We start from the raw sequence: 1,709 nt of genomic DNA, 5'->3' as shown, positions 1-1,709 counted from the left end.
CTGGCACTTAATTCTAAAACTTTGATCCCCTACGGATAACACTTCATCTAAAATTAGGATATCTGGCTGTACATCAGTGGCAATGGCAAAGCCTAGCCGCGCTGACATCCCTGAGGATAATCCCTTGACTGGCATTAACTTGTAGTCTTCTAGCTCAGCAAACTCCAAAATCGATGGGGTTCTGCGTTTCATCTCTTGTTTAGAGAAACCTAGCATCACCCCATAGAGTTTGATGTTATCCAGTACGGAAAGTTCTGGATCGAATCCAGCTCCTAGCTCAATCAGAGGAGCGATTTCACCTCTGATCCATACCTGACCCCTTGTGGGCTGTAAGATTCCACAGATAACTTTAAGCAGGGTTGATTTTCCTGAACCATTGGGTCCAATGATACCGATTTTTTCCCCAGCCTTTACAGCTAGATGAATGTCATCAAGGACTAAATTCTTGGAAGGTTTGCGGTATTTTCCCTCCACAAACGATAGTATGGTTTTCTTGAGGTCATAGGAAAACTCTTCTTGGGTTCTTCGCCACAATGAAACCCGATCGAGTCTAATAACTTCTTCTGTCATTTATAACAAATCCATGAAGTGAGGCTGCCAAACTCGAAAGCAAGTCCAGCCTAAGGATACAATTACTATGGCACTTAGGCATGAGTGTCCAATTAACCCTACATCTGGCAAACCTCCTGACAAAGAAATCTGTCGAATGCTTTCAATAATCGGCAATAAGGGATTTAAAAACAAAAAGGGTCTAACCGCCTCTGGAACAATTGCTGCTGGATAAAAGACTGGAGAACTAATCCAGAGCACAAAGCATACTAGTTCGTAGAAATAAGGTAAATCCCTAAAGAACACATAGAGAACACTGACGAAAAAACCGATGCCGATACTAACCAAAATTAAAGCGATTAACGGAAGACTCAACGCTAGCAAATTGACTACACTTTTTGACGTAAGCAACGTGACAATAGCTAGGAGAGGAAAGCTGCCAACAGATAACTGAAACACATTAGCAGCAATGGTTGAAACTGGAAAGACACTGATTGGTAAGCGAACTTTATTCAACAGGGCACCATTACCAACTATACTGACTAATGCTTGGTTGGTTGAAGCGGAGAAAAAGTTAGTGACAAGCAACCCAGTAAAAGCTGCCAGAATATAGTTAATGGTTGAGTTGTCATAATAGGAGGCAAAGGTAGCACCAAAAATTGCTGTATATAGTCCTGTCATAATCAAAGGATTTAACAAAGACCAATATACTCCCAGAAGCGATCCTCGATAACGTCCCTTCAGATTTCGCTCTGTTAATATAGACAGCAACTCCCAATAGCGCTGGAATGGCGACCGTGCGGTGTTAGCCTTGAGGGATAAGGTCATAATTTATACACCGAAGATATAGAACCGAATATGAGTATATAGAACCGAATATATAGGGATTCAATTGAGCCTCCCCAATGGTTCGTAGATGCGCATTTTTAGAACCATAACATATACTGCGAATAAATTCGCCCTGTCGTGTTCCCACCCCGCACTTTTGGTTACGGCGCGTTCGCGCACCCGTTCTGTTTCGGTTTGTATATTATTATCATAGTTTAGGGAAATTTGTCGAGTAGGAACTTGGTATAATCCCTTGAGAAGTAAGTATCTGACTTGATTATATGCCTGTGAGTAGTGCTGACGAACTAGAGCCAAGTCCCTTGCTTTCTTGG

3 protein-coding genes are annotated in these 1,709 nt (G+C 42.0%); all 3 read right to left on the bottom strand.

The features are described from left to right. Positions 1-570: ATP-binding cassette domain-containing protein (locus tag F6K49_RS46310; RefSeq protein ID WP_293109182.1), on the bottom strand; the 570-nt coding region annotated here is incomplete at its 3' end. Next, on the bottom strand, positions 571-1,377 hold the full coding sequence (locus F6K49_RS46305) for an ABC transporter permease (RefSeq protein ID WP_075903074.1): 807 nt from the start codon (positions 1,375-1,377) through the stop codon (positions 571-573). Between the two features lie 60 nt (positions 1,378-1,437). Next, positions 1,438-1,709 (bottom strand): hypothetical protein (locus F6K49_RS46300; protein ID WP_293109178.1); only part of this gene is annotated, 272 nt, incomplete at its 5' end.

This window comes from Moorena sp. SIO3I6, assembly GCF_010672095.1.
This window is presented reverse-complemented; position numbering and strand designations above follow the sequence as displayed.